20 protein-coding genes, 1 tRNA gene and 1 pseudogene are annotated in these 23543 nt (G+C 69.6%); 5 read left to right on the top strand and 17 right to left on the bottom strand.

The genetic code is table 11. From position 1 onward, the window contains the following. Positions 1 to 68: 68 nt before the first annotated feature. The 11 genes from rpsG to FCN22_RS05775 all read right to left on the bottom strand — a co-directional run bounded on the left by rpsG (position 69) and on the right by FCN22_RS05775 (position 13650). Positions 69 to 539 (bottom strand): 30S ribosomal protein S7, encoded by a 471-nt coding sequence (gene rpsG / locus FCN22_RS05725; RefSeq protein ID WP_137120588.1) that lies wholly within the window; start codon positions 537 to 539, stop codon positions 69 to 71. Continuing rightward, complete coding sequence (gene rpsL / locus FCN22_RS05730) at positions 539 to 910, bottom strand: 30S ribosomal protein S12 (protein WP_137120589.1); 372 nt, start codon at positions 908 to 910, stop codon at positions 539 to 541. Before rpsL ends, rpsG begins: the two co-directional genes overlap by 1 nt. A gap of 367 nt (positions 911 to 1277) precedes the next feature. Further along, a complete protein-coding gene (locus tag FCN22_RS05735; protein ID WP_137120590.1) occupies positions 1278 to 5165 on the bottom strand; it encodes a DNA-directed RNA polymerase subunit beta' in 3888 nt (1295 codons plus the stop codon). Positions 5166 to 5229: 64 nt separating this feature from the next. Next, on the bottom strand, positions 5230 to 8715 hold the full coding sequence (rpoB, locus tag FCN22_RS05740; protein WP_137120591.1) for a DNA-directed RNA polymerase subunit beta: 3486 nt from the start codon (positions 8713 to 8715) through the stop codon (positions 5230 to 5232). A 480-nt stretch (positions 8716 to 9195) separates the two neighbouring features. Next, positions 9196 to 9588 carry a 50S ribosomal protein L7/L12 gene (gene rplL / locus FCN22_RS05745; protein ID WP_137120592.1) on the bottom strand — a complete coding sequence of 131 codons (393 nt, stop codon included), beginning with the start codon at positions 9586 to 9588 and terminating at the stop codon, positions 9196 to 9198. A 65-nt stretch (positions 9589 to 9653) separates the two neighbouring features. Continuing rightward, complete coding sequence (rplJ, locus tag FCN22_RS05750) at positions 9654 to 10307, bottom strand: 50S ribosomal protein L10 (RefSeq protein ID WP_137120593.1); 654 nt, start codon at positions 10305 to 10307, stop codon at positions 9654 to 9656. Positions 10308 to 10604: 297 nt separating this feature from the next. Then, the gene (rplA, locus tag FCN22_RS05755; protein WP_137120594.1) at positions 10605 to 11315 is read right to left on the bottom strand and encodes a 50S ribosomal protein L1; all 711 of its coding nucleotides are present in this window, start codon (positions 11313 to 11315) and stop codon (positions 10605 to 10607) included. Between the two features lie 211 nt (positions 11316 to 11526). After that, a complete protein-coding gene (gene rplK, locus FCN22_RS05760) occupies positions 11527 to 11961 on the bottom strand; it encodes a 50S ribosomal protein L11 (protein WP_137120595.1) in 435 nt (144 codons plus the stop codon). Positions 11962 to 12119: 158 nt separating this feature from the next. Continuing rightward, a complete protein-coding gene (gene nusG, locus FCN22_RS05765) occupies positions 12120 to 13037 on the bottom strand; it encodes a transcription termination/antitermination protein NusG (RefSeq protein WP_137120729.1) in 918 nt (305 codons plus the stop codon). Between the two features lie 141 nt (positions 13038 to 13178). After that, positions 13179 to 13457 carry a preprotein translocase subunit SecE gene (gene secE, locus FCN22_RS05770; protein WP_373681283.1) on the bottom strand — a complete coding sequence of 93 codons (279 nt, stop codon included), beginning with the start codon at positions 13455 to 13457 and terminating at the stop codon, positions 13179 to 13181. A 120-nt stretch (positions 13458 to 13577) separates the two neighbouring features. Further along, a tRNA-Trp gene (locus FCN22_RS05775) sits at positions 13578 to 13650 on the bottom strand. 231 nt (positions 13651 to 13881) lie between these two features. Here FCN22_RS05775 and FCN22_RS05780 point away from each other — a divergent pair. Together FCN22_RS05780 and FCN22_RS05785 are read left to right on the top strand one after the other, a co-directional pair. Continuing rightward, positions 13882 to 15108, top strand: coding sequence for a pyridoxal phosphate-dependent aminotransferase (locus FCN22_RS05780; RefSeq protein WP_162308141.1), 1227 nt, complete (start codon positions 13882 to 13884; stop codon positions 15106 to 15108). A gap of 71 nt (positions 15109 to 15179) precedes the next feature. Then, the gene (locus FCN22_RS05785; RefSeq protein WP_137120597.1) at positions 15180 to 15704 is read left to right on the top strand and encodes a DUF5709 domain-containing protein; all 525 of its coding nucleotides are present in this window, start codon (positions 15180 to 15182) and stop codon (positions 15702 to 15704) included. On the opposite strand, the gene FCN22_RS05790 is transcribed toward FCN22_RS05785, so the two are convergent. The 4 genes and pseudogenes from FCN22_RS05790 to FCN22_RS05805 form a co-directional block, all read right to left on the bottom strand. Continuing rightward, a complete protein-coding gene (locus FCN22_RS05790; protein ID WP_137120598.1) occupies positions 15688 to 16407 on the bottom strand; it encodes an ABC transporter permease in 720 nt (239 codons plus the stop codon). The genes FCN22_RS05785 and FCN22_RS05790 overlap by 17 nt on opposite strands. After that, a pseudogene (locus tag FCN22_RS05795) lies at positions 16404 to 17252 on the bottom strand (ABC transporter ATP-binding protein); the annotation flags it as partial. The gene FCN22_RS05790 and the pseudogene FCN22_RS05795, both read right to left, overlap by 4 nt. Before the next feature lie 136 nt (positions 17253 to 17388). After that, the gene (locus tag FCN22_RS05800) at positions 17389 to 18294 is read right to left on the bottom strand and encodes an ABC transporter permease subunit (RefSeq protein WP_137120600.1); all 906 of its coding nucleotides are present in this window, start codon (positions 18292 to 18294) and stop codon (positions 17389 to 17391) included. Next, entirely contained in the window at positions 18278 to 19207 is a 930-nt protein-coding gene (locus tag FCN22_RS05805; protein ID WP_137120601.1) for an ABC transporter ATP-binding protein, read from the bottom strand. The genes FCN22_RS05800 and FCN22_RS05805 overlap by 17 nt, the downstream gene beginning before the upstream one ends. Before the next feature lie 192 nt (positions 19208 to 19399). Between FCN22_RS05805 and FCN22_RS05810 the strand changes: the two genes are divergently transcribed. The 3 genes from FCN22_RS05810 to FCN22_RS05820 all read left to right on the top strand — a co-directional run bounded on the left by FCN22_RS05810 (position 19400) and on the right by FCN22_RS05820 (position 22529). After that, a complete protein-coding gene (locus tag FCN22_RS05810) occupies positions 19400 to 20500 on the top strand; it encodes an adenosine deaminase (RefSeq protein ID WP_137120602.1) in 1101 nt (366 codons plus the stop codon). Continuing rightward, a complete protein-coding gene (locus FCN22_RS05815; protein ID WP_137120603.1) occupies positions 20497 to 21420 on the top strand; it encodes a bifunctional methylenetetrahydrofolate dehydrogenase/methenyltetrahydrofolate cyclohydrolase in 924 nt (307 codons plus the stop codon). The genes FCN22_RS05810 and FCN22_RS05815 overlap by 4 nt, the downstream gene beginning before the upstream one ends. Positions 21421 to 21521: 101 nt before the next feature. Continuing rightward, the gene (locus FCN22_RS05820) at positions 21522 to 22529 is read left to right on the top strand and encodes a DUF2332 domain-containing protein (protein WP_137120604.1); all 1008 of its coding nucleotides are present in this window, start codon (positions 21522 to 21524) and stop codon (positions 22527 to 22529) included. Positions 22530 to 22596: 67 nt separating this feature from the next. Here the strand turns inward: FCN22_RS05820 and FCN22_RS05825 are convergent, their stop codons facing one another. Both FCN22_RS05825 and FCN22_RS05830 read right to left on the bottom strand, forming a co-directional pair. Further along, positions 22597 to 23151: a TetR/AcrR family transcriptional regulator gene (locus FCN22_RS05825; protein ID WP_137120605.1), complete on the bottom strand. Its 555-nt coding sequence runs from the start codon at positions 23149 to 23151 to the stop codon at positions 22597 to 22599. Continuing rightward, positions 23148 to 23477, bottom strand: coding sequence for a DMT family transporter (locus FCN22_RS05830; protein ID WP_202911427.1), 330 nt, complete (start codon positions 23475 to 23477; stop codon positions 23148 to 23150). Before FCN22_RS05830 ends, FCN22_RS05825 begins: the two co-directional genes overlap by 4 nt. Between the last annotated feature and the right edge of the window lie 66 nt (positions 23478 to 23543).

Genomic DNA, 23543 nt, shown 5'->3' on the forward strand with positions numbered 1-23543 from the left:
TACCGGCTGCCGCTCCCCGCTCGCGGTAGTCCGCCCCGGGCCGGCGAACGTGGCCCGGGGGGAAGTGGTTACCAGCGGTAGTGCGCGAAGGCCTTGTTGGACTCGGCCATCTTGTGGGTGTCCTCGCGGCGCTTGACCGCGGCACCCAGACCGTTGCTGGCGTCGAGGATCTCGTTCATCAGCCGCTCGGTCATGGTCTTCTCGCGGCGCTGGCGCGCGTATCCGACCATCCAGCGCAGGGCCAAGGTGGTGGAGCGACCGGGCTTGACCTCGACGGGGACCTGGTAGGTCGCACCGCCGACGCGGCGGCTCTTGACCTCGAGGGCCGGCTTGATGTTGTCGAGGGCACGCTTGAGCGTGACGACGGGGTCGGTGCCGGTCTTGGACTTGCAGCCCTCGAGTGCGCCGTAGACGGTGCGCTCGGCGATGGACTTCTTGCCGTCCAGCAGGATCTTGTTGACCAGCTGGGTGACCAGCGGCGAGCCGTAGACCGGGTCGATGACGAGGGGGCGCTTCGGAGCGGGTCCCTTGCGAGGCATTACTTCTCCTTCTTCGCGCCGTAGCGGCTGCGTGCCTGCTTGCGACCCTTGACACCCTGGGTGTCGAGCGAGCCGCGCACGATCTTGTAGCGCACGCCCGGCAGGTCCTTCACCCGGCCGCCACGCACGAGCACGATGGAGTGCTCCTGCAGGTTGTGACCGACGCCGGGGATGTAGGCGGTGACCTCGATGCCGCTCGTCAGCTTGACGCGCGCGACCTTGCGCAGCGCGGAGTTCGGCTTCTTGGGCGTGGTCGTGTAGACGCGGGTGCAGACGCCGCGTCGCTGGGGGCTGCCCTTGAGGGCCGGGCTGTTGGTCTTGGTGACCTTGTCCTGGCGCCCCTTGCGGACGAGCTGGTTGATCGTGGGCACTGATTCTCCGTCAGTTGTCTGTGGTCTGCTCGCGGCCGCCGGGGCGGTACGAGCTCCTTGTCGTGTGCCGCTCCGACCCCCGCGTTCGGGTGTGTCGGACCGGCGCTCCCCCCTGCACTTCCCAGGACGCGTACCGTGTGGAGGCACGCTATGGACTGCCCGGCGAGAGGTTCGGGTCCTGGCCGCGGCCGCGTCGTGAACCTGCTTCGACGTGATCGCTGCTGGGTACCCTCGCGCATGGGTGAGCCCACGCACAGTCCGCAAGTTTAGCGCCCGGGCGGTGGCCGCACCAAATCGCGAACGGGACGGCCCCCGCAGGGTCCGTCCCGTTCGCGATCTGGGTATGCCGTGTGGCCTCCCCGGTGACTCAGTCGCGGTCGAAGCCGAGGCTCGCGTCGTCCAGACGGACCGCCTCGCCCGACCCCGGGCCGAACCCGGTGTAGTCGAACTGCTGGTAGTCCGGCATGGCGTACATCGCGGCCTTGGCCTCTTCGGTCGGCTCCACCTTGATGTTGCGGTAGCGGGGCAGACCGGTGCCGGCCGGGATCAGCTTGCCGAGGATCACGTTCTCCTTCAGCCCCAGCAGCGGGTCGGACTTGGCGTGGATCGCCGCGTCCGTGAGCACCCGGGTGGTCTCCTGGAAGGAAGCCGCCGACAGCCACGAGTCGGTCGCGAGCGAGGCCTTGGTGATGCCCATGAGCTCGGGACGGCCCGAGGCGGGACGCCCACCCTCGGACACCACGCGACGGTTCTCCTCCTCGAAGCGACCACGCTCGGCCAGTGAACCGGGCAGCAGCTCGGCGTCACCGTTGTCGATGATCGTCACGCGGCGCAGCATCTGCCGCACGATGACCTCGATGTGCTTGTCGTGGATCGACACACCCTGCTGGCGGTAGACGTGCTGCACCTCGTCGACCAGGTGCGTCTGCACCGAGCGGGGGCCGAGGATGCGCAGGATCTGCTTCGGGTCGATGGCGCCCTGGACCAGCTTGGTGCCGACCTCGACGTGCTCGCCCTCGGCGACCAGCAGGCGGGCCCGCTTGCTCACCGGGTAGGCGTGCTCGTCGGTGCCGTCGTCCGGCGTCAGCACGATCCGGCGCGCCTTGTCGGTCTCCTCGATCTGCACGCGGCCGGTGGCCTCGGCGATCGGCGCCACTCCCTTGGGGGTGCGGGCCTCGAAGAGCTCGACGACACGCGGCAGACCCTGGGTGATGTCGTCACCGGCCACACCACCGGTGTGGAAGGTGCGCATCGTCAGCTGGGTGCCGGGCTCACCGATGGACTGGGCGGCGATGATGCCGACCGCCTCACCGATGTCGACCATCTTGCCGGTGGCCAGCGAACGGCCGTAGCAGTGGGCGCAGGTGCCGACACGGGACTCACAGGTGAGCACCGAACGGACCCGGACCTTCTCCACACCGTGCGCGACCAGGGCGTCGATGACCACGTCACCGAGGTCCATGCCCGCCTCGGCGAGCACCTCCCCGTCCTGCACGACGTCCTCGGCGAGGGTGCGCGCATACACGCTGGTCTCGACGTCCTCGTGCTCGACGAGCTCGCCGCGGGCGTTCTTCTGCGCGATCGGCAGGACGACGCCACGCTCGGTGCCGCAGTCCTCCTCACGGATGATGACGTCCTGGCTGACGTCGACCAGCCGCCGGGTCAGGTAACCCGAGTCGGCGGTCCGCAGCGCGGTGTCCGCCAGGCCCTTGCGGGCGCCGTGCGTAGAGATGAAGAACTCACCCACGGACAGACCCTCACGGAAGTTGGCCTTGATCGGGCGCGGGATGATCTCGCCCTTCGGGTTGGCCATCAGACCGCGCATACCGGCGATCTGCCGCAGCTGGAACCAGTTGCCTCGGGCACCCGAGGACACCATGCGGAAGATGGTGTTGTCGTGCGGGAGGTTGTCCTCCATCTCCTTGGCGACCTCGTTGGTGGCCTGCGTCCAGATCTCGATGAGCTCCTGACGGCGCTCGTCGTCGGTGATCAGACCGCGCTCGTACTGCGCCTGGACCTTGGCGGCCTTGGCGTCATACGCCTCGAGGATCTCGGTCTTGCGCGGCGGGGTCACCACGTCCGAGATCGCGACGGTCGTGCCGGAGCGGGTGGCCCAGTGGAAACCGGCCTCCTTGAGGGCGTCCAGGGACGCGGCGACCTGCACCTTGGTGTAGCGCTCGGCGAGGTCGTTGACGATGCGCGAGAGCCGCTTCTTGTCGACGGTCTCGTCGATGAACGGGTAGTCCATCGGCAGCGTGACGTTGAACAGCGCACGGCCCAGGGTCGTCTCGACGATCAGCGACGGCACGGCGCCGTTCTCGTCGGGCTCGAGGCCCTCGGGCAGCTCGGTGCCGGGGATCGGGACGACGTCCTCGAGGCGGATCTTGGCGACCGCGCCGAGGTCGAGCTCGCCGGCGTCGAAGGCCATACGGGCCTCGCTGACCGACGAGAACGCCCGACCGGTGCCGACGCCGTTCTCCTTGACCGAGGTCAGGTGGAACAGGCCGATGATCATGTCCTGGGTGGGCATGGTCACCGGACGACCGTCGGCCGGCTTGAGGATGTTGTTGCTCGAGAGCATCAGGATCCGGGCCTCGGCCTGCGCCTCCGCGGACAGCGGCACGTGCACGGCCATCTGGTCACCGTCGAAGTCGGCGTTGAAGGCCGAGCAGACGAGCGGGTGGATCTGGATGGCCTTGCCCTCGACCAGCTGCGGCTCGAAGGCCTGGATGCCGAGGCGGTGCAGCGTGGGTGCGCGGTTCAGCAGCACCGGGTGCTCGGTGATGACCTCTTCGAGCACGTCCCAGACGACGGGACGGGCCCGCTCGACCATCCGCTTGGCCGACTTGATGTTCTGCGCGTGGTCGAGGTCGACCAGACGCTTCATCACGAACGGCTTGAACAGCTCGAGCGCCATCTGCTTGGGCAGGCCGCACTGGTGCAGCTTGAGCTGCGGGCCGACCACGATGACGCTGCGGCCGGAGTAGTCGACGCGCTTGCCGAGCAGGTTCTGGCGGAACCGGCCCTGCTTGCCCTTGAGCATGTCGGACAGCGACTTCAGCGGCCGGTTGCCCGGCCCGGTGACCGGACGACCGCGGCGGCCGTTGTCGAACAGCGCGTCCACGGCCTCCTGCAGCATCCGCTTTTCGTTGTTGACGATGATCTCCGGAGCACCCAGGTCGAGCAGTCGCTTGAGCCGGTTGTTGCGGTTGATCACGCGCCGGTAGAGGTCGTTGAGGTCCGAGGTGGCGAAGCGGCCACCGTCGAGCTGCACCATCGGGCGCAGGTCCGGCGGGATGACCGGCACGCAGTCGAGCACCATGCCCATGGGGTTGTTGGTGGTCGTCTGGAACGCCGTCACGACCTTGAGCCGCTTGATGGCACGGGTCTTCTTCTGGCCCTTGCCGGTCGTGATGATCTCGCGCAGCGAGGCAGCCTCGGCGTCCAGGTCGAAGGTCTCGAGCCGCTTCTGCAGCGCTGCCGCGCCCATGCCGCCCTCGAAGTAGAGGCCGAACCGGTCGCGCATCTCGCGGTAGAGGATCTCGTCGCCCTCGAGGTCCTGAACCTTGAGGTTCTTGAACCGGTCCCAGACCTGCTCGAGCCGCTCGACCTGCTGGTCGGCGCGCTTGCGGATCTGGTTCATCTCGCGCTCGGCGCTCTCGCGCACCTTGCGGCGGGCGTCGGCCTTGGCACCCTCGGCCTCGAGCGCGGCCAGGTCGGCCTCGAGCTTCTTGGCGCGGGTGTCGACGTCGACGTCGCGGCGGTTCTCGTGCTCCTTCTTCTCGGCCTCGATCTGCGCCTCGAGCGAGGGCAGGTCGCGGTGGCGCCCCTCCTCGTCGACGGACGTGATCATGTAGGCCGCGAAGTAGATGACCTTCTCGAGGTCCTTCGGAGCCAGGTCGAGCAGGTAGCCGAGCCGGCTCGGCACACCCTTGAAGTACCAGATGTGGGTGACCGGCGCGGCCAGCTCGATGTGGCCCATCCGCTCACGACGCACCTTGGCGCGGGTGACCTCGACGCCGCACCGCTCACAGATGATGCCCTTGAAGCGGACCCGCTTGTACTTGCCGCAGTAGCACTCCCAGTCGCGGGTGGGGCCGAAGATCTTCTCGCAGAAGAGCCCGTCCTTCTCCGGCTTGAGGGTGCGGTAGTTGATGGTCTCAGGCTTCTTGACCTCGCCGTGACTCCACTCGCGGATGTCGTCGGCGGTGGCGAGTCCGATGCGCAACTCGTCGAAGAAGTTAACGTCCAGCACTGCGTGCTTCCTTACTTTCGTATGCCGTGAAAGTTGAGTTCGTGGGTTGCAGGGGTCGTAGACCTCAGACCTCTTCAACCGAGCTGGGCTCACGCCGCGACAGGTCGATGCCGAGCTCCTCCGCAGCGCGGAAGACCTCGTCGTCGGAGTCCCTCATGTCGATGGACGTGCCGTCGCTGGAGAGCACCTCGACGTTGAGGCACAGCGACTGCATCTCCTTGATGAGCACCTTGAACGACTCGGGGATGCCGGGCTCGGGGATGTTCTCGCCCTTGACGATCGCCTCGTAGACCTTGACCCGTCCGGTCACGTCGTCCGACTTGATCGTCAGCAGCTCCTGCAGCGCGTAGGCCGCGCCGTAGGCCTCGAGTGCCCAGACCTCCATCTCACCGAAGCGCTGGCCACCGAACTGGGCCTTACCGCCGAGCGGCTGCTGGGTGATCATCGAGTAGGGACCGGTCGAGCGCGCGTGGATCTTGTCGTCGACCAGGTGGTGCAGCTTGAGGATGTACATGTAGCCCACCGACACCGGGTCCGGGAACGGCTCGCCGGAGCGGCCGTCGAACAGCCGGGTCTTGCCCGACTCGCCGACCAGTCGCTGGCCGTCCCGGGTCGGGGTCGTCGACTCCAGCAGGCCGGTGATCTCGTGCTCGCGGGCACCGTCGAACACCGGTGAGGCGACGCGGGTGCCCGGCTCGGCCGAGCGAGCGTCCTGCGGGATCATCGACGCCCAGTCGGGATCGCCCTCGATCTGCCAGCCGCGCGACGCCGCCCAGCCGAGGTGGATCTCGAGGATCTGGCCGACGTTCATCCGGCCCGGCACACCGAGCGGGTTGAGCACGATGTCGACCGGCGTGCCGTCGTCGAGGAACGGCATGTCCTCGACCGGCAGGATCTTGGAGATGACGCCCTTGTTGCCGTGGCGGCCGGCGAGCTTGTCGCCGTCGGTGATCTTGCGCTTGTTGGCGGTGTAGACGCGCACCAGCTGGTTGACGCCGGGCGGGAGCTCGTCGCCCTCCTCGCGGTCGAAGACCTTGACGCCGATGACCGTGCCGGTCTCGCCGTGCGGGACCTTCATCGAGGTGTCGCGGACCTCACGGGCCTTCTCACCGAAGATCGCGCGCAGCAGGCGCTCCTCGGGGGTCAGCTCGGTCTCGCCCTTGGGCGTGACCTTGCCGACCAGCAGGTCGCCGTCACGGACCTCGGCGCCGATGCGGATGATGCCGCGGTCGTCGAGGTCGGCCAGGACCTCCTCGGAGACGTTCGGGATGTCCCGGGTGATCTCCTCGGGGCCCAGCTTGGTGTCACGGGCGTCGATCTCGTGCTCCTCGATGTGGATCGAGGAGAGCACGTCGTCCTGCACGAGGCGCTGCGACAGGATGATCGCGTCCTCGTAGTTGTGCCCTTCCCAGGGCATGAACGCCACGAGCAGGTTCTTGCCCAGGGCCATCTCGCCGCCGTCGGTCGCGGGACCGTCGGCGATCACGCCGCCGGCCTCGAGCCGGTCACCCTCGTCCACCATGACCCGCTGGTTGTAGCTGGTGCCCTGGTTGGAGCGGGTGAACTTGGCGATGCGGTAGGTCTGGTAGGTGCCGTCGTCGGCGGCCACCGTGACGGTGTCCGCGGACACCTCCTGCACCACGCCGGGCTTCTCCGAGCGCACGACGTCGCCGGAGTCGAGCGCCGCGCGGTACTCGATGCCGGTGCCGACGAGGGGGGCCTCGGACTGCACCAGCGGCACGGCCTGACGCTGCATGTTGGCGCCCATGAGCGCACGGTTGGCGTCGTCGTGCTCGAGGAACGGGATCAGCGCGGTCGCCGCCGAGACCATCTGCCGGGCCGAGACGTCCATGTAGTCGACGTCCTCCGCCGGGATGTCGGCGACCTCTCCACCCTTGGTGCGGACCATGACCCGCTCCTCGGCGAAGTGGCCTTCCGCGGTCAGGGGCGCGTTGGCCTGCGCGATGACGAACTCGTCCTCCTCGTCGGCGGACAGGTAGTCGACGTCGTCGGTGACCTGGCCCTTGACCACCTTGCGGTAAGGGGTCTCGACGAAGCCGAACGGGTTGATCCGTCCGTAGGAGGCGAGCGAGCCGATCAGGCCGATGTTCGGGCCTTCCGGGGTCTCGATCGGGCACATCCGGCCGTAGTGGCTCGGGTGGACGTCACGGACCTCCATGCCGGCGCGGTCACGGGACAGACCGCCCGGGCCCAGCGCCGACAGGCGGCGCTTGTGGGTCAGACCCGCGAGCGGGTTGTTCTGGTCCATGAACTGCGACAGCTGGCTGGTGCCGAAGAACTCCTTGATGGAGGCGACGACCGGCCGGATGTTGATCAGGGTCTGCGGCGTGATGGCCTCGACGTCCTGGGTGGTCATCCGCTCGCGGACGACGCGCTCCATCCGGGACAGGCCCGTGCGGACCTGGTTCTGGATGAGCTCGCCGACGTTGCGCAGACGGCGGTTGCCGAAGTGGTCGATGTCGTCGACCTCGACCCGCACGTCGACGTCCTTGCCGTCGCGCCGACCGGCCATGGTCGTCTCACCGGCGTGCAGCGCGACGATGTAGCGGATCGTGGCGACGATGTCGTCGAGCGACAGCACGGACTCCGCCAGCGGCGCCTCGATGCCGAGCTTCTTGTTGATCTTGTAGCGGCCGACCTTGGCCAGGTCGTAGCGCTTGGGGTTGAAGTAGAGGTTGTCCAGCAGCGTCTGGGCGGCCTCACGGGTCGGCGGCTCGCCCGGGCGCAGCTTGCGGTAGATGTCGAGCAGCGCCTCGTCCTGGTCGGCCGTGTGGTCCTTCTCCAGGGTCTGGCGGATCGACTCGTAGTCGCCGAACTCCTCCAGGATCTGCGCCTCGGTCCAGCCGAGGGCCTTGAGCAGCACGGTCACCGACTGCTTGCGCTTGCGGTCGACGCGCACGCCGACCATGTCGCGCTTGTCGACCTCGAACTCGAGCCAGGCACCGCGGCTGGGGATGACCTTTGCGGTGTAGACGTCCTTGTCGGAGGTCTTGTCCAGGCTGCGCTCGAAGTAGACGCCGGGGCTACGCACCAGCTGGGAGACGACCACACGCTCGGTGCCGTTGATCACGAAGGTGCCGCGGTCGGTCATGAGCGGGAAGTCGCCCATGAAGACCGTCTGGCTCTTGATCTCACCGGTGGTGGTGTTCATGAACTCCGCCGTGACGAACAGCGGAGCGGAGTAAGTCATGTCCCGCTCTTTGCACTCCTCGATGGAGTACTTCTTCTCCTCGAAGCGGTGGTCGCGGAACGACAGCGACATCGATCCGGAGAAGTCCTCGATCGGGGAGATCTCCTCGAAGATCTCCTCGAGGCCGGATCGGTCGGGGACGTCCACACGGCCCTCGGCCTTGGCGGCCGCGATCCGTGCCTGCCAACGCTCGTTGCCGAGGAGCCAGTCAAAGCTCTCGGTCTGGAGGGCCAGCAGGTCAGGAACTTCGAGAGGTTCGCGAATCTTCGCGAAGGAGAGACGGCCAGAAGCCGTACGAGCAGTGGACACAGTCTGGGTCGCGGTACGCGAGGCAGCCAAGGAGGGTCCTTCCACGGGCCTGAAGTCAATGCGGCAAGTCGTGCGCGGGAGCCCGGCGGCTCAACCATGCATCCTGTCGTGTCCACAGGGCGCGCCCAAGGGGCACGAACGGCGGCGCGGAGGAGGTGGAGGAGACGTCAAGGCAGCGCAAAGCGATAGCATACCCGCATCAGGGCAGACAAGTCCAACTGCCTGTCCGGCAGTCACCTCTCCGCACGCCTGACCTCGTCATCTCTTGCGACGATGGTGACGCCCCGAGGCCCCCGCGTCAAGACGAAACGCCCCACGAGATTGGCTCGGCGGCGGGTCGGCGGCCCCTCGCGGGCGACGAGGGCACGTCATACGGCCTTCTTCTCCGGCGGCAGCCGGCCCCGTCCGGGAACGACGAAGGCGGGAGAGACCGTGTGGTCTCTCCCGCCTTGCGGCTCTCCCGCGCGGGTGTGGCGCGGCCTCAGCCGCGGGCCGCCGCCCGGGAAGGGGTCACTTGAGGGTGACGGTGGCGCCGGCGCCCTCGAGGGCGGCCTTGGCCTTCTCCGCGACGTCCTTGGCGGCGGCCTCGAGGACCGGCTTCGGGGCGCCGTCGACGAGGTCCTTGGCCTCCTTCAGGCCGAGGCTCGTGAGGGACCGCACCTCCTTGATGACCTGGATCTTCTTGTCGCCCGCGGCCTCGAGGATGACGTCGAACTCGTCCTTCTCCTCCGCGGCGGCGGCGTCGCCGCCACCGGCAGCCGGGGCACCGGCGGCCGCGACGGCAACCGGGGCAGCAGCGGTGACATCGAAGGTCTCCTCGAACTGCTTCACGAACTCGGAGAGCTCGATCAGGGTCATTTCCTTGAAAGCCTCGAGGAGCTCGTCAGTGCTGAGCTTCGCCATGATGGCGTCCTTTCTGTTCTTGCCGTGAGTGGCGTGATCTGGTGTGGAAGCTGGCGCGGAGCGCGTCAGCTCTCGTCGCCACCCGCGGCGACGTCTGGGGTGGCAGAGGCGTCGGCCTGGACCGAAGCCGCCTCGTCCGTGGTGGTGCTCTCGGCGGGCTCGGTCGAGTCCGCCTCGTTCGCGGTCTCGGGGACCGCCGCCCCCTCCGCCTCGACCTTGGCACGCAGAGCCTCGACCACACGGGCCGTCTGCGACAAGGGCGCGGCGAACAGGGATGCCGCCTGGCTGAGCGACGCCTTCATGGCGCCGGCCAGCTTGGCCAGCAGCACCTCGCGGGACTCGAGGTCCGCGAGCTGGGTGAGCTCCTCGGGAGACAGGGGCTTGCCGTCGAGGACGCCAGCCTTGATCACGAGGTGGGGGTTGGCCTTGGCGAAGTCACGCAGGCCCTTGGCCGCCTCGACCGGGTCACCGGTGATGAAGGCGATGGCCGAGGGGCCCTGGAGGTGTCCGTCGAAAGCCGTGACTCCGGCTTCCTTCGCGGCGATCTCGGTGAGCGTGTTCTTCACCACGGCGTAGGTTGCGTGCTCGCGAATGGAGGTGCGCAGCGAGGTCAGCTGCGCCACGGACAAGCCGCGGTACTCCGTGAGCACGGCCGCATCCGAGCTACGGAACTTGTCCGCCAGCTCGGCGATGGCAGCCTGCTTCTCGGGCTTTGCCATGGGGCCTCCTTCCGGGTGAGTGCCGGTGTGAAGGCCCTGGAGACGACGAGAGCCCCGGCGCAGGGCGCGGGGCTCACGGCATACGAACGGGTATGCCACGTGCTGCTCACCTGCGCTGGTCGCCCGCCTTCGGCGGGACCTTCGGGCCCGTGCACTCGCGCGCAGGGTCGACCGGCGGTCTTTGGTGTCGTCATCCTACGGGCCCGGTGACGCGGCGACCAAATCGTCGTCCGCCACAGCCCGGAACGGGCGAGAGCCCGCCTCCCCAATAAGGGTGGCGGGCTCTCGTGGGCTGGGTCAGCTGGCGACGTCGTCGACCACGCGGGTGCGGGTCGCGTCGATCGGGATGCCGGGCCCCATGGTGGTGCTCACGGTGGCCTTCTCGATGTAGCGGCCCTTCGAGGACGACGGCTTGAGCCGCAGCACCTCGTCGAGCGCCGCCGTGTAGTTCTCGAACAGCTTGTCCTCGCTGAACGAGGTCTTGCCGATGATGAAGTGCAGGTTGGCGTGCTTGTCGAGCCGGAACTCGATCTTGCCACCCTTGATGTCGGACACGGCCTTGGCCACGTCCATGGTCACGGTGCCGGTCTTCGGGTTGGGCATCAGGCCGCGGGGGCCCAGCACCTTGCCGAGCCGGCCGACCTTGCCCATCAGGTCGGGCGTGGCGACGACGGCGTCGAAGTCGAGCCAGCCACCCTGCACCTTCTCGAGCATGTCGTCGGAACCGACGAAGTCGGCACCGGCAGCGGTCGCCTGGGCGGCGCGGTCACCGGTGGCGAACACCAGGACCCGGGCGGTCTTGCCCGTGCCGTTGGGCAGGTTGACGGTGCCACGCACCATCTGGTCGGCCTTGCGGGGGTCGACCCCGAGGCGCATGGCGACCTCGACGGTCGCGTCGTACTTGGTGGTGGAGGTCTCCTTGGCCAGGTGCACGGCCTCGCGGGGCGAGTAGAGCCGGTCCTCCTGGATCTTGTCCGCTGCGGCGCGGTAGGCCTTGCTGCGCTTCACTGCTTCTCCTTGAAACTGATCCTGCTGGATGGGTGGAGCTGTGGTGCGGGCCAGCGCTGGCCCTCCCACGGATGTTCAGTATGCCGTGTGCTCACCGGCGGCTGCTTTGCTCACCTCGGGCCGCTCTTGCGTCCTCGAGAACCGGTCCCGGCGGAGCAATGCGGCCCGGAGTGAGCACGAGCCTGGGCGGGCGGCGTACCGGGTCTGTCGGTCAGAGCTCGGTGGTGATGCCCATCGAGCGTGCGGTGCCGGCGATGATCTTGCTCGCCTGGTCGAGGTCGTTGGCGTTGAGGTCGGCCATCTTCTGCTCAGCGATCTCGCGGACCTGTGCCGCGGTGAGCTTGGCGACCTTGGTCTTGTTCGGCTCACCGGAACCCTTGGCCACGCCGGCGGCCTTCTTGATCAGCTCGGCCGCGGGCGGCGTCTTGGTGATGAAGGTGAACGAGCGGTCCTCGAAGACCGTGATCTCCACCGGGATGACGTTGCCACGCTGGGACTCCGTCGCGGCATTGTAGGCCTTGACGAACTCCATGATGTTGACGCCGTGCTGACCGAGCGCCGGACCGACGGGCGGTGCGGGCGTGGCCTGGCCGGCCTGGATCTGCAGCTTGATGAAGCCGGAGACCTTCTTGCTCTTGGGGGGCATGCGATTCCTCTTTCGGTGATGGGCCGACGCCATGGGCGATGACCCGGTTGCATCCGAACCGCGAACGGGGCGAGCGGTTCAGGGTAGGAGTATTCAGTTGTGCGCGAGGCGAACGCCTCGCAGTCGGGGGCGCACAGGGGGTCGAGCCCCCCGTGCGTCTAGATCTTGGCGACCTGGTTGAACGACAGCTCGACGGGGGTCTCGCGGCCGAAGATCGAGACCAGCACCTTGAGCTTCTGGCTCTCGGGGTTGATCTCGGAGATGGTGGCGGGCAGGGTCTCGAACGGGCCCTCCATGACCGTGACGGACTCGCCGACCTCGAAGTCGACGACCTTGACCTCGGCCTGCTTGCTGCCGGCCGCGACCTCGCCGGTCGCCAGGTCCTTGGACTCGAACTGCGGCGCGAGCATGGTGACGACCTCGTCGAGGCTGAGCGGCACCGGCTGGTGGGTGTGGCCGACGAAGCCGGTCACACCCGGCGTGTGCCGCACCGCACCCCAGCTCTCGTCGGTGAGGTCCATCCGGACCAGCACGTAGCCGGGCATCCGCACCCGGGTGATCTGCTTGCGCTGCCCATTCTTGATCTCGGTGACGTCCTCGGTCGGCACCTCGACCTGGAAGATGTAGTCCTCCATGTTCAGGCTGGTGGCGCGCGTCTCGAGGTTGGTCTTGACCCGCTTCTCGTAGCCCGCGTAGGAGTGGATGACGTACCACTCACCGAACTGGCTGCGCAGCTCGTCCTTGAAGGCCTCGAGCGGGTCCTGCTCCGGCTCGGCGGCAGTCGCGTCCTCGCCCTCGGCAGCAGTCGCGTCCTCGCTCTCGCCCTCGGCGGCAGTCGCGTCCTCGCCCTCGGCCGCAGTGACGTCCTCCCCGTCGGGGGCGGTGTCGGCGTCGGGCGCGGCGTCGGCGTCGGGCGCCGGCACATCCCCCACGGTGTCCTCGACCCCCGTTGCGGCTTCCTCGGTCGCGGGCGCGTCAGCCGCCTCGGGAACCTCGGGCTCGGCCGGCACCTGGGGTGCGGCGGTCTCCGTGGTGCTCTCGGCGCTCTCGGCGTCGGCGGTCCATTGCTCGGACATGACCTGCTTCCTCACTGCTGAAGTCTGCGGAACTCATCTGTTGTCACTACTGCGACGGCACGGTCACTCGTAGCACTGCGCCGGGCGCGGTGACGCCGCGCGCGGCGGACACCGCCGCCACGGGCATCGCGGACGGCCAGGTCAGCCGCCGCCGCTGCCGAACACGAAGCTCACCACGCGTACGAAGATCTGGTCGAGACCGAACACGTAGGCCATCATCGCGCCCACGAAGACGATCACGACCGTGGTGTAGGTCGTGAGCTCCTGCCGCGTGGGCCGCACCACCTTGCGCAACTCGTCGAGGATCTGCGCAATGAAGAGGCTGATCGCCGCGAACATCCGGCTCACCGGGTTGCGCCGGGGCGGCATCGACGGCGAACGACCGGAGCCACGGGCACCTGCCGTGCTCGTTTCGGTCACAGTTCCTCATCTCTGGCTGCGGTCACGCTGCCGGTGGCGGCTGCCACCGGCACCGCGTCCGCGCGGTGTCATCCAACTCACGACGTCGTCCAACTGCGGTGCGTCGTCCAAATCACTACGCAGGGCAGGAGGGACTCGAACCCCCAACCGCCGGTTTTGGAGACCGGTGCTCTACCAATTGAGCCACTGCCCTAAGGGTGCTGCTGGGTCATGCAGGTGCGTCGTGCTCGTGCGCTGTGTTCGTGCAGGCGACCGGCGACGGGCATGCGTCAGCATGGTTGTCGTCAACCACCCGAGGTGCGAGTGTACGCGAGACGGTGCGCCGATGGCGAACCCGGGACCCGGGCCCGCGCCGGCCACCCCGGGCGACCGAGGAACGGACGGCGAGCACACGGCATACCGGCCTTCTGTCATCCTGAAGGACGTGACGTCTTCCCAGCCCCGCCCCCCGCTCCCCCGCGTCTCCCACCGGATCGGCTCCATCGCCGAGTCCGCGACGCTCGCCGTCGACGCCAAGGCCAAGGCGCTCAAGGCCGCCGGCCGGCCGGTCATCGGGTTCGGTGCCGGCGAGCCGGATTTCCCGACACCCGACTACGTCGTCGCCGCCGCCGTCGCCGCCGCGCAGGACCCGGCCAACCACCGCTACACGCCGGCCGGTGGGCTGCCCGACCTCAAGGCGGCCATCGTGGCCAAGACCGAGCGAGACAGCGGTTTCGCGTGCGCGCCCGAGAACGTGCTGGTCACCAACGGCGGCAAGCAGGCCGTCTACAACACCTTCGCCGCGCTGCTCGACCCCGGCGACGAGGTGCTGCTGCTCGCGCCCTACTGGACCACCTACCCCGAGGCCATCCGGCTGGCCGGCGGCGAGCCGGTCGAGGTCTTCGCCGACGAGACCCAGGGCTATCGCGTCACCGTCGACCAGCTCGAGTCGGCGCGCACCGACCACACCAAGGTGCTGCTGTTCAACTCCCCCGCCAACCCGACCGGTGCGGTCTACACCCCCGATCAGGTGCGCGCCATCGGCCGGTGGGCGCACGAGCACGGCGTGTGGGTGGTCACCGACGAGATCTACGAGCACCTGCGGTATGACGGTGTCCCCCTGGCCTCGATGCCCGTCGAGGTCCCGGAGCTGGTCGACACGTGCGTCGTGCTCAACGGGGTGGCGAAGACCTACGCCATGACCGGCTGGCGGGTCGGCTGGATGATCGGGCCCAAGGATGTGGTCAAGGCCGCGACCAACCTGCAGTCGCACGCCACCTCCAACGTGGCGAACGTGTCGCAGCGCGCCGCCGTCGCGGCGCTGTCCGGCTCGCTCGAGGCGGTCACGCAGATGAGGACCGCCTTCGACCGGCGCCGCCGGACCATCGTGTCGATGCTGAACGAGATCGACGGTGTCGAGTGCCCGACACCCGAGGGCGCGTTCTACGCCTATCCCTCGGTCAAGGGTGTGCTCGGTCGGACCATTCGCGGCCGGACACCCAAGACCTCGGTGGAGCTGGCCGAACTGATCCTCGAGGAGGCCGAGGTCGCGGTCGTCCCGGGTGAGGCCTTCGGGCCCAGCGGCTACCTGCGTCTGTCCTACGCGCTCGGTGACGCGGACCTCGAGGAGGGGGTCGGCCGGATCCAGCGGCTGCTGGGCGAGGCGAAGTAGGCCGCTGGGGATGCCTCACGGCGCCTGTCGGCCTAGAGTCGCAGCATGAGGAGCGACCACAGGGGGCGCGCATGACTGATCACGAGGACACCGGCGCGGAGGCCATGGGCAGCTTCAGCCTCGACGACGAGGACCAGCTGTCGGAGGAGGACACGCTCGTCGACCGTGGCGTCGATGACGCCCTCGACGAGGGCTACTCGCCACCCGAGCAGCCGCGCGGGGTGGACCGCTTCGGCACCACCGCCGCGGAGCAGGAGCGGGGCGAGACCCTGGAGCAGCGGATCGCCCAGGAGGTGCCCGACCCCGACTCGGCCTACGGCGCGCCGGACAACGAGAGCGGGCTCGATGAGGACCGTCTCGGGGGCGACGACCCCGACTCGATCGCCGCCGACGACGACTTCCTCGGCGACGACGAGGTGGGCGACGAGCGCACCGGACGGCTGATGGCTCCCGACGAGGGCGCCCACGAGGACGAGGACTCCGAGCTCTACGCCGAGGACGAAGGAATCGCGGGCGGCTCCGCCTCGGCCGAGGAAGCGGCCATGCACACCATCGACGGCGACGCGGATCCGGACCGGTCTACTCGTCGCCCGTGAGGTTGAAGCCCTGCAGCCGGCGGGCCGCCAGCAGGACGAACCCGGCCACGACGATCACCGAGGCGATCACGGCATACGGCAGTCCCAGGTCGGGCGAGACCAGCCGCAGCCGGTCATCGACGGCCTCGGCGATCGCGCTGGCCCACCAGCTGATGCTGACCCACCGCACGCCGCTCACGAGGCCACCGATCAGGCCCTCCCAGAGCAACACGTAGATCAGCCCGATGACCACGGCGTGGCGGGTCAACGCGGACAGCCAGGTAAACAGCGCCGCGTATGCCGTGCCCGCCACCAGCGCGCCGACCGCGTAGGCCACCGCCAGCAGCGGTGTGCCGGTGGCGAGGATGAGTCCGGCGATCAGGATCGGCACGACCGCGAACACGACGGTGCACCCGAGCGCCACCACCAGCTTGCTGGAGGTGATGGTGAACCGGGAGATCGGCTTGGCGAGCAGGTAGACGATCGAGCCGTCGTCGATCTCGGGGGCCAGGACGCTCGAGGCGGCGATCAGCGCGACCAGCGGCAACAGGACGTGGAGCCCGAGCGGGGGCAGGAGGTGGCCCGCGGTGTCGGTCCCCTCGCCGGCGAGCGCGCGCACCACAAAGGCCAGCAGGATGAGGATCACCGGCAGGATGAACAGCATGATGCCGCGCCGGCGGCCGAGCACCGCACGCACGCCGAGGCGGACGATGGTGGCGTTCACGAGGACACCAGGTAGGCGAAGACGCTCTCGAGCGACTCGTCGGTCGGCGCGACCTCGAGCAGGCGGACGGAGTGGTCACGGGCGAGCCGCGGCAGCACCTGGGCGAAGCGGCCGAAGTCGCTCGCCTCGACATCGAGACCACCCTGGGTGCGTAGGGTGGCGCCGCGGACCGACGGATCGGTCAGGAGCGCGGACGCCAGCGCCCTGTCGTCGCTGCTGCGCAGGACGTAGCGGTTGGGCCGATCGGTCATCAGCCGGCGGATCGCGCCGAAGTCACCGGATGCGGCGTGCCGGCCCGCGACGACAACCTCGATCTGGCGTGCCACCTGCTCGACCTCCTCGAGGATGTGCGAGCTGAACAGCACCGTGCGGCCCTCCGCCCCCATCCGCCTCAGCAGCTCCATCAGGTGCATCCGCTGACGGGGGTCCATCCCGTTGAACGGCTCGTCGAGGAGCAGCACGGCCGGGTCGTGCACGAGCGCCGAGGCCATCTTGACCCGCTGGCGCATGCCCTTGGAGTAGGTGGAGATGGCCCTGTCCTGCGCGTCGGTCATCTCCACCACGGCGAGCGCGTGGTGCGCGGCTGCTCCGGGGTCGGGCAGCCGGTGCAGCTCGGCGTTGGCCGTGACGAACTGCCGGCCCGTGAGGTAGTCGAACAGCGCCTCGCGCTCGGGCACCAGGCCGATGACGCGATAGATCTCCGGGTTGCGCCACAGCCGCTTCCCGTCCAAGGTGACCGACCCGGCCGAGGGCGCGAGGAAGCCGGACATCAGCGAGATCAGCGTCGACTTGCCGGCGCCGTTGGGGCCGAGCAGACCGGTGACGCCGGGCCCGATGGTCATCGAGACGTCGTTGACGGCCACGACGTTGTGGTACCAGCGGGAGACGTTCTCCAGCGCGATCACGCTCACGGGTTCTCCTCGTCGCGGCTCCTCGGCGGCAGAGTCGCTCCGCCGAACTGTCGCCGCTGGTCGTCGCCCCTCACACGGACACCGCCTTCCGGTAGCGCAACAGCATGGCCGTGACCGACCCGGCCAGCACGAGGACGGTCACGATCAGGAAGACCACGCCGATGCCGGTGCCTTCGGGCGGTGCCGGCGTCGACGGCGGTGCGTTGAAGACCCAGTGCTGGAGGCCGTCGATGAGAGTGAACGGGGAGAACAGCCCGACGGCCTGTCCGAGGGTGTCGTTGCCCTGGTCGACGGAGATGCCCTGGATCGCGCTCACCACGGTGTAGCTGACCAGCAGCACGACGATCACGGCCGCCACCGCGATGCCACGTTTGGTGGTGACCGCCGAGACCAGCGCGGACAGGCAGGCGAGGACCGCGGCGAGGACCAGCACGGCCGCGGTGGCCTCGAGGAAGCCGCGCACCTGTCCCCAGACGGACAGGTCGGCCAGCAGCCCGCCGAGCAGCAGCACGAGCAGGGGTGCGACCAGCAGGATGAATACGGCGGCCGTCAGCGAGGCGAGCCGCACCAGCACGTAGGTGCTGCGGCGCAGGGGCCGAGCCAGGTACAAGGTGATGGTCCGGAAGCGCAGGTCGCGTGAGATCAGCGCCGGCGCCTGCGCCGCGACGAACACCGAGACGAGCAACTGGGTGACCATCGCGTAGCGCGCATACGGCAGTAGCTGCTGGTCCATCTTGAGCTGGACCATGACGGCGACGAGGATCAGCGCCGGCAGGACCATGAGCACCAGCAGGAGCAGCGGGAGCACCTTCGACTTGCCCGAGCGCCCGAGGCCGAAGCAGTTGCGCAGCCCGGTCAGGAACAACGAGAAGGCGACCTGCCCCTCCCCCAGGCGCGGACCGGCATACGGCCGGTAACCGATGTCATGGATGACGCCGCGCGGTGGCGCCACCCTCGGGTCAGACGGGCTGGACACTGCCGGCCTCCCCTTCCTTGAAGACGTCCTCGATGCGGCGGTGGTGCTGCTGCATGCGCACCAGGCCGAGCTCGAGATCGCAGGCTAGGTCGCGGATGACGTCGTGGACAGCCGGGTCTGCGGCCTCCACCTCGATGAGGTCGCCGTGCGGCCGAGCCGCCAGACCGGCGTCGACGAGGGCCTGCCCCATCCGGTCGTGGTCGGCCCGGTTGCCGAAGACCTCGACGAGCAGGAGACCGGTGGACTGGGTGAACTCGGAGGTCGCGGACGACCGCAGCATCCGGCCACCGTCGAGGACCACCACGTGGTCGCTGATCCGCTCGAGCTCACCGAGCAGGTGGGAGGTGACCAGCACCGAGATGCCGAAGTCGTGGCCGATCCTGCGGACGAGCTCGAGCATGTCGTCGCGCGCGGCGGGGTCGAGTCCGTTGGTCGGCTCGTCGAGCAGGACCAGCCGCGGGTCGTGCACCAGGGCCTGGGCGAGCTTGGCGCGCTGCTTCATGCCGGTGGAGTAGCCGCCCATGACGCGGTAGCGCTCCTCGGCGAGGCCGACGTGGCGCAGGACGTCGGCAGCCCGCTCACGGGCGGCGGTGTGGGGCAGGCCGGACATCTGGGCCATGTGCACGACGAAGTCGCTGGCGGACACGTCGGCGGGCAGGCAGTCGTGCTCGGGCATGTAGCCGACCAGGGCACGGATCTGCGCCCCCTGGGCCGCCACGTCATACCCGAGGACCCGCGCTTCACCGCTGGTCGCGGGGAGCAGCCCGAGCAGGATCTTGATCAGGGTGGACTTGCCGGCGCCATTGGCCCCGACCAGGCCGGTCACGCCGTCCCCGATCGTCACGGTGAGGCCGTCGAGCGCGGTGACGCGAGGGTAGGCCTTGGTGAGGCCCCCCGTCTCGATCGCCGCCATGCGCCCAACCTATCCGCGGGGCAACCGGGGGGCGAACACATTCACCTCGACGGGCGCAAATTCTGTCGGGTGGCGCCCGTCGGGGCCGTGGCCACAGTGAGCGGGTGCGCTGCACCTGCCCGGCGACGTGCTGAACGCGTCGGGCCGGCCCGACCTCGGGGCGCGACAGGGGCCGGATGGCAGACTGACGGCATGGCTCGCCCGGTGCAGACCCTGCCCAAGGCCCACCTGCACCTCCACTTCACCGGTTCGATGCGACTGCCCACCCTGCTCGACATGGCCGACCGGCACTCGATGCGGCTCCCGGACTCGCTCACCGCCTCCTGGCCGCCACGGCTGAAGGCGACGGACGAGCGCGGGTGGTTCCGGTTCCAACGCCTGTATGACGCCGCCCGCCACTGCGTGCGTGGCGAGCAGGACATGCGGCGGATCGTCCGCGAGGCGGCCGAGGACGACGCCGCCGAGGGCTCGCGCTGGCTGGAGATCCAGGTCGACCCGACCTCCTACGCCCCGCACGTCGGCGGTATCACTCCGGCCCTCGAGATCGTCCTCGACGAGGCCCGGTCGGCCTCGGAGGCCACGGGGACGGGCGTGGGTGTGATCGTGGCGGCGAGCCGGATGCGCCATCCGCTGGACGCGCGCACCTTGGCGCGTCTCGCCGCCAAGCACGCCGGCGAGGGGCCGGGCACAGTCGTCGGCTTCGGCCTCAGCAACGACGAACGCCGTGGCAACACACCGGACTTCGCCCCTGCGTTTGCGATCGCCCGCAAGGCCGGTCTGGCGCTCGTGCCCCACGCCGGCGAGCTCCTCGGGGCGGACGCGGTGGCCGAAACGCTCCACTTCCTCGCCCCGGACCGGCTTGGGCACGGGGTGCGGAGCATCGAGGACCCGCGAGTCCTCGATACCGTCGTGCAGGACGAGGTGACGCTCGAGCTGTGCCCGGGCAGCAACGTGGCGCTCGGGGTCTACGACGCCGCCGCCCGGGTGCCGTTGCGGCAGCTGGTCGACGCCGGCGCTCGGCTCGCCCTCGGCGCCGACGACCCGTTGCTGTTCGGCAACCGGCTCGAGGCGCAGTACGAGAGCGCGCGGGTGGACCACGGACTGGACGACGGGCAGCTGGCCGACCTCGCACGAGGTTCGATCCGCGGGTCGCGGGCCCCGGTGGCCCTGCAGAAGGCCCTGTTGTCGGAGGTCGACGCGTGGCTCGCCGGATCCGGGCAGGCGGGACGCGACCAGCCGCCCGAGCCGAACAGGTCCGGCACGCCCGTCGTCGACCCGAGGAGGACCCCATGAGCGCCCGCGTCCTGGACCCGGCCGAGGTGGCTCGTTCCTTCGCCGAGGAGGTGCGCGGGCGGGTGGCGGCGCTGGGCCGGCCGCTGCGCATCGTCGGGCTGCTCACCCAGGCCGACGGGCCGGCCGCGACCTATGCCCGGTATGCCCGCCAGGGCGCCGAGTCGGTGGGCATCAAGTTCGACCTGGTCCAACCCGCGCCGGAGGAGGTCGTCACCGCCATCCAGCGAGCCAACGTCGACCCGGACGTGCACGGCATCTTCCTCTACTACCCGCTGCTGGGTGCCGAGGAGGACCGGTGGTTGCGCGAGCTCGTCGACCCGCGCAAGGACATCGAGGGGATGCACAGCTTCTGGAGCCGCAACCTCTACGAGAACCTCCGCTGGCTGGACGGTGCCCACACCCAGAAGGCGATCCTGCCCTGCACGCCGCTGGCGATCCTCAAGCTGTTGGACGCCGCAGGCATCGCGAGCCTCGCCGCGCCGGGTCCGCTGCCGCTCAGCGGGGTGACGGCGTGCGTGATCAACCGGTCGGACATCGTGGGCCGTCCCCTCGCCGCGATGCTGGCCAACGACGGCGCCGAGGTGGTCTCCCTCGACCTGGACGGCACCCAGGTCTTCGAGCCGGCCGGACGCCACCTCACCCACACCGTGCGCGACTCCGACGAGACCCGCGCCGAGGCGCTCGCACGCGCCGAGGTGGTGATCACGGGCGTGCCGAGCCGCGAGTTCCGGCTCGTCGCGGGTGAGGAGATCAGGGCCGGCGCGATCTGCGTGAACTTCTCGCAGTTCCGCAACTTCGACGACTCGATCCGTGCGGTGGCCTCCGTGTTCGTGCCCCGAGTGGGTCCGATGACCGTGACCATGGCCACCCGCAACCTGACCCGCCTGGCCGGGATGGCGGGGGCCCCCTCGTCCGGCTGAGCGAGGGCCACCTCGGACGGGAAGAGGTCGCTGCACGTTCCGGCCGCAGCAACCGGGCGCCGACGCCGGACCGGGCGGTCGAGGCACGAAGAGGAGGCGACATGGAGCTCTGGCAGGACCTCGTCGAGCAGTACCGCTCCTTCGCGCAGCACGCGCGCGATGAGTCACCGTGCTTCCACGACTGGGCGAGCGCTGTGGCGGACGACCAGGAGGTGCTGACGTGGATCCGGCAGCTCCCCAGGATCAAGCAGCAACCCAACCTCGTCTTCGCCGCGGCGCGTTGGCACGGCGTCGCCGCACCGGGCCCCTACGACGGACTGCGCCGCGCGCTGCTGCAGGACCGCGGCGCGATCCGCGAGACGATCCTGGCCCGCGCCACCCAGACCAACGAGCCGGGCCGCCTCGCCACGCTGGCACCGGTCTTTGCCGCGCTGGCCGCTGGCGCCGGCCGGCCGCTGGCACTGCTCGAGGTGGGCGCGAGCGCCGGGTTGTGCCTGTACCCCGACCGCTACGCCTACCGTTTCCGCGCGACCGACGGCGACCTCACCTGGGACCCGGCCCCGTCCGCGCGGGGCGCCCGGCCGGAGCTCGCGGCGCGCATGGCCGGCGGCTTCACGGCCCCCACGGGAGGAGTCCCGGTGGGCTGGCGCGGTGGGCTCGACCTGCATCCAGTGGACCTGGCCGACCGCGACCAGGTCGCCTGGTTGGAGACGTTGGTCTGGCCGGAGCAGGACGACCGCCGCGCGCGGTTGGCGCAGGGCGTACGCATCGCCCGCCACGATCCCCCGGTCGTGGTGCGCGGCGACCTCCGCTCCGACCTGCCCGCCCTGCTCGACCGGGCCTCCCGGCACGGGGCGGTCATCGTGTTCCACACGGCCGTGCTCGCCTACCTCGAGGCGCCCGAGCGCGAGGCGTTCCAGGACCGTATGACGGAGCTCGTCGCCGCTGGTGCGTGTCACTGGGTGAGCAACGAGGGTCTGCAGGTGCTGCCACGGGTCACGGCCTCCGCGCCCGGATCGCCCGGTCCCGGCCTCGATTTCGTCCTCGGCGTCGACGGAGAGGCGGTTGCCTGGACGCACGGCCACGGCATCGCCGCGACCTGGTTCTGAGGGCCAGGGGACTCGGCCCGGCCGCACCTCGACCTCGTCGTGGCCCAGGACCTGACCTCGTCGCGGCTCAGGCCGCCCCGAGCAGGCCTCGCAGCACCGCCTCCACCTCGACCGCGGCCGGCGCCCGGCCGGTCACGTGCCCCTGGATCAGCATGCCGTCGACATAGGCACAGACCACTCGCACCGTCTGCGGGTCGGCGCCCCATCCCTGCGCGAGCGAGCCCAGGTCGGTCAGCCACCGGGTGGCCGCCGGGCGCAACGCCGGGGTACGAGCGGCCAGCAGGTAGAGCTCGTACTCGGCGAGACACGCCGCCTGGTCCGGGCCGAAGTCGTCGGCCAACCAGCGCGCCAGCTCGGCGACCGGGTCGGCAGCGGCCTCGATGCGCGCCAGCTCTGTCGAGTTGCGCTCGTCGGCGGCCAGCAGTGCCGCCTCGAGCAGGTCGGTGATGGACGGGAAGTGGTAGGCCGCCGAGCTGGCGGGCTGGCCGGCCTCCTGGCAGACCCGCCGGTGCGTCACGGCACCGATCCCGTCTGCGGCGACGACCCGCAGCGTCGCCTCCATGAGGGCATGCCGGGTCCGCTCGCCCCGGGCCCGCCGCCCGTCGACCTCCGGGCTGCTCACGCCGTCGTGCCGCCGAGCTCGAGCGCCGCGACGCCGAGGACGACCAGGAGGAGGCCGCCCACCTGCAGGGGGCTCAGGCGCTCACCGAAGAAGAGGATGTCGACGAGGACGATGAGCGCGACCCCGACAGCCGACCACACGGCATACACGACACCGAGGTTCATCCCCCTGGCCAGGATCCGCGCGAGCAGGTAGAAGGACACGAGGTAGCCGACCACGACGAGCCCCGAGGGCACGAACCGGCTGAACCCGTCGGAGACCTTGAGCGCCACGGTCGCGAAGACCTCGGCCACGATGGCGCCGCTGAGCATGAGCCAGCCAGCCACGAGAGCACCTCTTCAGACATCAATTTGAACGAACGACCAAATTGTATGCCGTGCCGCTGCACCGCC

Source organism: Segeticoccus rhizosphaerae, from assembly GCF_005222685.1.
Classification (GTDB): domain Bacteria; phylum Actinomycetota; class Actinomycetes; order Actinomycetales; family Dermatophilaceae; genus Segeticoccus; species Segeticoccus rhizosphaerae.